This window comes from Novosphingobium sp., assembly GCF_024642085.1.
Lineage (GTDB): Bacteria > Pseudomonadota > Alphaproteobacteria > Sphingomonadales > Sphingomonadaceae > Novosphingobium.
On record NZ_JAHEBV010000049.1, the window covers coordinates 1 to 9,328 of the forward strand.

Annotated in this window: 7 protein-coding genes; 3 read left to right on the forward strand and 4 right to left on the reverse strand. The window is 61.0% G+C overall.

All coding sequences use genetic code 11. The features are described 5' to 3' along the window. From Q0L62_RS12610 to Q0L62_RS12620, 3 genes are all read right to left on the reverse strand, one after another. Nucleotides 1–674 (reverse strand): HupE/UreJ family protein (locus tag Q0L62_RS12610; RefSeq protein WP_296680373.1); only part of this gene is annotated, 674 nt, incomplete at its 3' end. Continuing rightward, complete coding sequence (locus Q0L62_RS12615; RefSeq protein WP_296680376.1) at nt 671–1,504, reverse strand: peptidylprolyl isomerase; 834 nt, start codon at nt 1,502–1,504, stop codon at nt 671–673. The genes Q0L62_RS12615 and Q0L62_RS12610, both read right to left, overlap by 4 nt. Further along, a complete protein-coding gene (locus Q0L62_RS12620; protein WP_296680378.1) occupies nt 1,501–3,414 on the reverse strand; it encodes a DUF3604 domain-containing protein in 1,914 nt (637 codons plus the stop codon). The genes Q0L62_RS12615 and Q0L62_RS12620 overlap by 4 nt, the downstream gene beginning before the upstream one ends. Nucleotides 3,415–3,564: 150 nt before the next feature. On the opposite strand from Q0L62_RS12620, the gene Q0L62_RS12625 reads away from it, so the two are divergent. From Q0L62_RS12625 to Q0L62_RS12635, 3 genes are read left to right on the forward strand one after another with little or no spacing between them, the layout of a single operon-like run. Then, nucleotides 3,565–4,659 carry an acyl-CoA dehydrogenase family protein gene (locus Q0L62_RS12625; RefSeq protein WP_296680381.1) on the forward strand — a complete coding sequence of 365 codons (1,095 nt, stop codon included), beginning with the start codon at nt 3,565–3,567 and terminating at the stop codon, nt 4,657–4,659. Next, entirely contained in the window at nt 4,656–5,861 is a 1,206-nt protein-coding gene (locus Q0L62_RS12630) for an acyl-CoA dehydrogenase family protein (RefSeq protein WP_296680384.1), read from the forward strand. The genes Q0L62_RS12625 and Q0L62_RS12630 overlap by 4 nt, the downstream gene beginning before the upstream one ends. Nucleotides 5,862–5,870: 9 nt before the next feature. After that, nucleotides 5,871–7,028 (forward strand): acyl-CoA dehydrogenase family protein, encoded by a 1,158-nt coding sequence (locus Q0L62_RS12635; RefSeq protein ID WP_296680388.1) that lies wholly within the window; start codon nt 5,871–5,873, stop codon nt 7,026–7,028. Here Q0L62_RS12635 and Q0L62_RS12640 read toward each other — a convergent pair. Next, a partial coding sequence (locus tag Q0L62_RS12640) for an AAA family ATPase (RefSeq protein WP_296680391.1) occupies nt 7,022–9,328 on the reverse strand: 2,307 nt, incomplete at its 5' end. The genes Q0L62_RS12635 and Q0L62_RS12640 overlap by 7 nt on opposite strands.

Consider the following 9,328-nt stretch of genomic DNA (forward strand, 5'->3'; position numbering starts at 1 on the left):
TTTTGCTTGGCGATCTCTACAGCCAGGAACACGATTGACAGTGCGATCAGTGCCTCGACCGGGGCTTGGGCCAGCCCGAACAGACCCAGGCTGGTCCCCGCAAGCGTTATGGAATGCGCCAGGGTAAACGCAGTCGCTGCGCGCACCACCGCCCCGATGCGGCCCAGCAGCAGCACCAGCGCGATCACGAACAGCAAATGATCGTAGCCGGTAAGAATGTGGTCGATGCCCAGATTGAGATAGGTTCTGGCCACTTGCCAGCGGTCCGGCACTGCAGCGATCGTTACAGCCGGGCGCGCAGAAGTCAGGCGCTCTGCTTGAACCGGGCGGCCAAGCGGTGCCACACGCAGCAATGCGTCGGTAAATGCCGCGTCCATACCGGCAATGCCAACTGTCGCGCCGTCCAGGGGCTGTGAGCAGGTCACCGTCATGCGTGCTACCAGGGCTGTTCCATCAAGTCGTGACTGAGCCGGGCCGATGTTGCAGAACGCAGGCAGGGCGGGACGGGTTTGCGTGGCAAGGCCGCCTAATACAGGCGCTTTCCAGATCATCCGCCAATGGCTTGCATCGGTCTGGGTCAGTTCCAAGTAACCGGGGCGCAATTCATCGGCGCGGGCAACCGGAATGATTGTCAGCCAGGCGAGGACGCAGACAAGGGCCAGGCGCAGTGTCACTTGGGCATTTCGATTACCACGTCGTATCCCTCCAGGATGCGGCGGTATGCTGCGTCTTCAGCGCGGCGCGCTGTGTTCGCTCGCCAGTCGTTTTCCACGGCCTGACGGACGTCTTCCAGGCGCGGTTTGGCGGCAGCAGTGCGCGCCGAAACCCTGACCAGGTGAAGCCCCACACCCGACAGGACGGGACCGCTCCATTGACCCGTTGGCAAGTCCCGCAGCGATGCAACGAAGCTGTCGCCAAGCATGCTGGCCACGGTGCTGGCAGGTTCGCCGGCAAAATGCAGCGGTATCGGCACAGGCTGGCTGACGTCTTCACTGCGTGAACCGCCGCGCAGCTTAGCCAGGGCCATCCGCGCCTTGTCACGGCTTTTAGGACTATCGGCACCGACATAGACCTGATCAAAACTGAACCGCGTTTCCGCCGCATAGCGCGCCGGATTCTTATCGATCAGTTCCTGCAGCTGGATATCGCTGGGGCTGGCAGCTTCAGCCTCGCTAGCCGCCAGGGCCAGCATCTTGTTGCGCATCCGCTTGACCACGACCTCGTCATCCTTGTCGAGGCCAAGCCGCAGCGCCTCGCGGTAATAGGCCTGATCGCGGACATAGTCGGCAATCAGTCCATCAAGCTCGCCCGGGGAAGGCGCGCGGCGAAACGACTGCGTCCAGCGTGCCGCAAGCTGCGATACCGCGGCCTGATCAACCAGGATGCGCCTTTCGCCAAGATCAGGCGCGCGGCCTGACAGCATCGCATAAACGACCGCGCCTGCCAGCAGGAAATGGACAAGAGGTTCGTGCAGCCATGCTGCCGCACGATCACGCAAGGTCATGCCGCAGCGGGTTTCGCAGAAGCAGGAGTGTACCAGATCGGCGAGCTGTAGGCTCGTTCCTGCGCTTTGGTGACTACGTCCGGGCCAAGCTGGATCTTGAAGCGCAGTGCGTCATAGGCTGGCCAGGTGGGTGTCGGAATTTCCAGCACCCGGACATAGTAAAAGGCGCGATAGGCGGGATTGAATTCGGGGTCGGTCCAGACCGTTCCCAGTACGGGTGCGCCTATTGTATTGGTGTAGCTGGCCTTGGCGACATCTACCGTGTCGCCCACGGCAGGAACCTTGCCTTGCGCCTGTTTGCGTCTGGCCATGTCGCTCCACACTACGTCGAAGACCTTTTCGTGCAGTGCGCCCGCGCTATCGACCCAGCCTTTCACCACTTGCACACGGTCCAGATTTGCGCCGTCAGGATCCTTGAGTGCAGAGACGATGAAGCTGGGTCTGGCCCCGGTGCCGACCGTCAGGTTTCCGCCCATCGGCACGCCGCGGGCATAGCCGGTCTTGACCCAATCGCCCTTCAGATCATCTATCTTGAAATCCGCTCCGCCAAAAAACCGCACGGTCATGCGCGGGCCGGTCGTGGCGTAAACCTCGCGCCTTGCCAGTGCATCCCAGATTGCGGCGCGGGTATTGGCCTTGGCCCAGACCCCGGCATATCCTCCCGCCAGATATTGCCAGCCAAACCGGCCCAGCGTGGTGCCAAGGCTCTGCGTGGCCATTGCGCGTCTTGCGCTTGGTTCATTCCCGGTATGCTTGCCAAAGAAGTTGTTCTCGTCACCGGTCGACAACGATGTGTGGCTGTCCGTCGATCCGATCAGGCCGAACTTGTAGGGATTGTTGCCCAGCTTCTGTTCCAGCGCCAAGCCGCGTTTGAGTGCCTCGCGTACATATTCCGAAGCATACATTTCGGGTTTCTTTGCCTCGGTCAGCATGAGGTTGCCGATGTCCCAGCCGTTTGTGCCAAAGCCTGCAAACTCGTCATTAGGCGACAGGAACGGGTGGGCTTCGCTGTCCCCCTTGATCTGGGTCACTTCTACCACGGGTTCATGGTCGGCGCGGCGCTTGGCCCAGGCTGCGGTCATTGTCTTGCCCGCTCCGTCGCTCATCATGAACATCAGACCGTTCGAAACGTTGGAATTGTGCGGGATCGCCAGGACCTTGCCGCCGGTCCGGGCCTGATAGGCGTCCATGTAGTCCCACAGCTTGTCGGGTGTCGCCTCGTTTGTCGGGTCCAGCGGATCAATCTGACCGACCCGGTCCTTACCGTCGCGGAAAATCACATTGCGGTGCAGGTTGTTGCCCCCCTGCATCAGTGTGTATTCAAACCCCATCATCGCCGTGAACTTGCCCGGATCGTTATAGCGCTCAACCGTGTCGAGGTGGGTGTTCCAGACATTGTGCGTGCGCTTGGCCGATGCCGCGGGATCACGGAACATCGGGGGCAGGGTGCCTTTGGCCCGCGCCTGAAGTATTTCTGCCATAGCCTGGACCGATTGATCGGGCCCTTCGTGCATCATATCGTACCAGCGCAAGACCTGCGGATCGCGGACCATGATCCGCGGCGCGTTATACAGCGCCATGGTCGATCCCATCCCCTCGGCATGGTCGGTGATGACTACAAAGTCGAGTGCACGAGCCAGCTTGGCTTTTATGCCGGTGGAACTGGTTACTTCTTCGCCGCGGGCAAAGCGCAGTGCATCTTCGGGACCAAGGCGGTTGCCAAAACCGAAGGCATCGACCGAATTGGCGGTATGAAGGTGCAGATCGCCCCACAGCACGCGCTCGGGGTACGCGCTTTCCGGTATATCGGCAGCCGCCTTCTGGCCGGCCATCGCCTGGCTGACCTTGTCGCACCCGGTGAGCGAAAGCGCCGCGCAAAGCATCGCGGTGCACAGCAGCTGTGCTTTCATAAATCTGTCCCCTCCATCGCCGATCGGTTTCGTCTGGCAATGGGTTACCATGCCACGGCAGCAGCGAAGGTCAACACACTGCCCATAGATGTACGATTGCGATTCTTAATCGAACGGTTAAACCATCGGATCAAAGGGAGAGAATCACCCATGTCGATGCTTTACGACGAAGGCCAGCAAGCCATCGCCACCGAATCGCGCCGTGTACTGGATGCGCGGATGGAAAAGGCCCGCTTGCTCAGATTGCTTGAGCAGGTGGGAGAGGCTGATCAGCCATTCTGGGATACGGCGGTTGAGCAAGGATGGACTGCGCTGGCCGTCCCTGAAGCGTTTGGCGGTCTGGGGCTGGGCCTGGTGGAACTGGGGCTCGTCGCCCAGGCTGCTGGCGCGGCAACTTCAGGCGCTCCGTTTCTCACGTCGGGTTACGGTCTGTCGTCAGCATTGTTGAGCAGTGCGAACGTCGATCTGCAGACCGCGTGGCTTCCACGACTTGCGGCAGGCGAGGTGACTGCGGCGATCGCTTTTGCCGAGGGCAATACAATCTTGCCCGCCGCACCTGCTGTCTCATTTGCAGATGGCAAGCTGTCCGGGACGAAGCACGCCGTGGTTGGCGGCGCCAAGGCCCACGTCGCGCTGGTCTGGTCCAGCGGCCCGAACGGACCGGTGCTGGCTCTGGCGGATTTGGCAAGCGTACGGCGCAGCGCCATCAGCAGCTACGATAACACGCGCCTTCATGCCGATCTGATTTTTGCCGATGCACCGTCCAGCATCGTTGCCGAAGGCGATGCGGCTTTGGCCATGGCGCGTGACGTGCTGGCCCGTATGGCGGTGGTCACCGCACACGAGCAGGTCGGCGGCGCCGAAGCTTTGCTGCACATAGCGCGTGAATATGCAGTGACGCGCAAGGCATTCGGTCAGCCGATCGGTGCGTTTCAGTCGATCAAGCACCGGATCGCTGAAATGTACGGGCTGGTTGAAATCGCGCGTGCCAACTGCATCCATGCAGCCGCCAGCGAAGGCCAGCCCGGTTTTCTGATCGCCGCTGCCGACGCGCGAATATCGGCAACCGAGGCCTACGATACCAACGCCCGCGATTGCATGCAGGTTCACGGCGGGATCGGCGTGACTTGGGAACTGGGTCTTCACCTCCACATGCGACGCGCGCGCAGCCTGGCGGCAGAACAGGGCAACCTGCTGTTCTGGGAAGACCTGCTGGTCAATCAACTTACCGGAGAAGCGGCATGACCGACCTTGCAACGTTTCGCAGCAATGCCATCGCTTTTCTGGACAGCATGGTGCCCAAATATGCGCGTACCGCGCGCGCCGGCAACACGGTCGAGCAGGATTTGGCGCTTGGCCGGGAATATATGGCAGCGCGCTATGACGCCGGGTTTGGCGGGATCAACTGGTCGCCTGACGTTGGCGGGCAGGGGTTGTCCAACATGCACAAGATTGCCTTTGATGCCGAAGAGATGGAACGCGGCATGCCGGTCCAGTTCTTCGGCATTTCGCTGGGCATGCCGGTGCCGATCCTGATCGCCTATTGCGAGGACAAGGACTTCGTGAAGGAGCGCGTGCGCAAAGCCCTGCGCGGCGAAGAAATCTGGTGCCAGATGTTCTCCGAACCTTCGGGCGGGTCCGATCTTGCGGCGCTGCGCACGCGGGTGGAGCCGGATGGCAATGGCTGGAAAATGAACGGCCAGAAGATCTGGACCAGCTGGGCGCAATATTGCGATTATGGCGTGATTGTCACCCGCAGCGATCCCACGGTCGAAAAGCACAAGGGCCTGACTTACTTCTGGATCGATATGAAGGCCAAGGGCGTGGAAGTGCGCCCGATCAAGCTGGCCGGGGGCGACAGTCATGTGAACGAGGTGTTCTTTGACGACGTCCGGCTTGAGGACGAACAGCGCCTGGGCGCGGTTGGCGGCGGGTTTGGTGTGGCGCTGCATACGCTGATGATCGAGCGTTACATTGCCACCGACAGCGCCGGCTTTGGCCCGCACCTCGATCAGTTCGTCAAACTGGCGAACGAGACCGAAATTAACGGAAAACCTGCAATAGAGGACGGGCGCATTCGCTCGGCCATCGCCCGCAACCACGCCATGCGCGCCGGGCTCGATTCAATCACCAAGCGCGCGTTCCTGATGATGCAGGCGGGGATGCAGCCGGGCCCCGAAGGCTCACTGCAAAAACTGGTCGCGGTGCGCAGCCGGCAAAAATTGTCCGAACTGGCGATGGACCTCAAAGGTAACGACAGCTTTGCCTTCGATCCCCACGCCTACGTCAAGACTGATTGGGGGACGAGCTGGCTCAACGCGCCGACGGGCCGCATTGCCGGCGGTTCGGACGAAGTGCTGCTCAACACCATTGCGGAAAAGGTGCTGGGCCTGCCGCAGGATCACCGCCCTGACAAAGGCATTCCGTTCAACCAGATCCCGGCGTAGCGGACCTCAATGACTGAAAGCGAAGACATCGCCGAAATACGCCGAGCGGTGCGGGCATTGTGCGCGGACTATCCGGGCACGTACTGGCGTGAAAAGGACCGGGAGCGGGCCTATCCGGCAGAGTTCGTCGATGCCCTGACCAAGGCGGGATTTCTTGCTGCGCTGATTCCTGAAGCTTACGGCGGATCGGGTTTGAAGCTGGATGCGGCTGCGGTGATCATGGAAGAAATCCAGGCCGCCGGATGCAACGGCGCCAGCGCTCACGCGCAGATGTACATCATGAATACGCTCCTGCGCTATGGCAGCGAGGCGCAGAAGACAGCCTATCTGCCAGGCATCGCGGATGGATCGCTGCGTCTTCAGGCCTTTGGTGTGTCAGAGCCTGCTAGCGGCACCGATACGCTGTCGCTGCGTACGGTGGCGGTGCGCGACGGGGATCACTATGTCATCAACGGCCAGAAGATCTGGACCAGCCGGGCCGAACATTCCGACCTGATGCTGCTCTTGGCCCGCACGACCCCGCGCGATCAGGTCACGGCCAAGACCGAAGGACTGTCGATCTTCCTGGTCGACATGCGCGAAGCGCTAGGCAAGGGATTGTCGATCAAGCCGATCCGCACGATGATGAATCATTCGACTACCGAGGTGTTCTTCGATGACATGCGGATCCCAGTCACCAGCCTGATCGGCGAAGAAGGGAAAGGCTTTCGCTACATCCTGTCGGGCATGAATGCCGAACGTATCCTGATTGCAGCGGAATGCGTTGGCGATGCCAAGTGGTTCATCAGCAAGGCAACCGACTATGCCAAGGATCGCAGCGTCTTTGCCCGTCCCATAGGCCAGAACCAGGGCGTCCAGTTTCCGATCGCGCGCTGCTATGCGCAGATGCGTGCGGCGGAGCTGATGGTGCATCACGCCGCGCACGTCTTCGATCAGGGCGGCAATCCGGGCGCAGAAGCCAACATGGCCAAACTGCTCGCCAGCGAAGCCAGCTGGGCCGCTGCCGACATGTGTGTGCAGACCCACGGCGGATTTGGCTTTGCCGAGGAATACGATGTCGAACGTAAGTTTCGCGAGGCGCGGCTTTACACAGTGGCGCCGATCAGCACCAATTTGATCCTGTCATATCTTGCCGAACACGTACTGGGCCTGCCGCGCAGCTACTGACCAAGCAGCCTTTCACGCCACGTTGGCATAAATCGTGAAAACACCATTGCCGATCCGCTTGCGATCAGCGCGTCGACCTGATCCAGTTCCCGCTCAATTTCGATCCGTGCTGCATCGCCGCGGCGCGCATGCAGAACAAGCGCCAGAGCCGCGTGACTGACTGTCTTGAAGTGCTTGGTCCCCGAGGCGGCGCAACTGGTGATCGCGGCGCGGGCCATCTCCTCCGCTTCGTCCAGTCGCTCTGCGATCAGCAGGCACCAGGCCAGCTGCGATTGCGCCGCGCCCGTCCACTGCATTTCTGTTTTCTCTGTCATTGCCAGAGCCCGCTGCGCCGCAGCGACAGCATCGTCGCCTTGGCGGAAAGCGCGATGCATGATGGCGTGCGAGAAGTGATCGTAGAGCACCAGCAGCTGCGAGCCCAGCGTTTCGGCCACAACGCTGAGCCTGCCGGCATGAACCTTGGCGCTTTCAGGTTCACCGGCCCATTCGTAGGCTTGGGTAAGTCCGTATTCGGCCCAGCCAATCAGTTCAGGCGTTCCTTCAATATGCGCCAGATCGACGGCTGACTGAAACATCTCGATCGATTCCGGAAGGTGGCCGGACCAGCTCAGGAAAATACCATTCATGAAGCGGAAGAATGTGTGCGGATCGATCCCGCTTTGCCAGTATTCGCGGGAAAGCGGTTCAGGCCAAAGCTCCAACGCCCGGTTTGATTCGTCCAGCCCGCGCTGGTTTTGACCGGTGTGGCCCAGTGAATCGAGGTAAAGAACCATTGCCAACGCCCGCAAATCCTCCATCCCAGGCTCAAATGCAGCGCCCAGATTCCGCTCGGCCAGGGCGGCATATCCGGTCGCGTCGCCTGCCGCGCACAGGTTGCGCGAATGGCAAAGCGCCAGCACAAGGCGCATCTGTTCCTGGCCGATCGCGGCAGCAAGCGCATCGCCTTCGGCCAGCACTTCGTTGGCTACGTCCAGATCGGGCTTGCCGGCGCGGTAGTTGAAATTGAGCAGATTGATATAGGCGGCGAAGGCCATTTCGAAGTCTGCCGGTTCGGCCAGCTTGTCGCGCGACAGGGCCCTGACCCGTTGCCAATGCCAAACCGATGCCTGAAAATCGGTGCGAACAACGCGCAGCGCGGCATCGCGGTGACAGCGCGCAGCAGCCATATCCTCGCCCGCCTCTTCCCAGTGCCGCGCCAGTGTTGCCGCCACTTCTTCCAGCCGGTGCGCCTCCTGCGCTTCGAGCGCGACCGCGACGCGGCGATGAATGTCACGGCGGTCCGCCTTGATCAGGCTGGCAGAAGCCATTTCCAGGGTCAGTGGATGCTTGAACGCATATTCCGCAACCGGAAAAGCTGACTGTTCAAACAGAAACTCGTTGCGGCGCAATTGGCCAAACACCTCGCCAAGTGCAGTCGATGGCAAGTCCGCCACTTCCGAAACCAACGGTTCAGGAAAGACCATGCCGACCACTGCGGCAATTTGCAGCACCCTGCGCGCAGCTTCAGGCAGACGATCGATGCGCGCCGCAACAACTGCCTTGACCGTCGGCGGCACTTCGAGCCGCTCGAACGCACCCGCGAGGCGATAAGCGCCGCGCGTTCCTTCGATCTTGCCGGTTTCAGCAAGGGTCTGGACGATTTCCTCTACAAAATAGGGATTCCCCTTGGTCAGTTCGGCAATCGGTGCGGCAAGTACGCCCAAACTGGGATCATCGCCGAGCAAATCATCAAGCAGTCCACCGACCGCCGCATCGGCCAGCGGTGAAAGCGTGATCTGGCGGCAATTGCTGTTCTGCATCCAGGTTGCACGAAACTCAGGCCTGTAATTGAGCAACAGAAGACTATGAAGCCCATCACGGCCATCAACCAATTGTTCAAGGACGCTGGCACTGGCATCGTCGATCCAGTGCAGATCTTCGACGATCACCACGGTCGGGCGGTGCTTGCTGTCCAGCTTGATGAGGTGACGCATCATGCCAACCAGTTGGCGCTGGCGCGCCTCGGGATCGAGCGTCACCGGCGGGGCTTCCGGATCCGGATAACCGACAAGGTCACAAACCAGCGGGATCGATCCCGTCATGGCCTGATCGAGAACCTTCACCCGCGTGGCGATCTTGCGGCGCGCCGCATCTGCCTCGTCCTTCGCCTCAATTCCGAAAAAGCTTCGCCCTACGTCCATGATGGCTTGCAGTGGGGCGTTTTTGCCGACTTGAGATGCGGACCCGGAGTAGACCGGAATATCGTGGCTGCGGCACAGCTCCGCAAACTCGAAAAACAGGCGGCTCTTGCCGGTACCGGC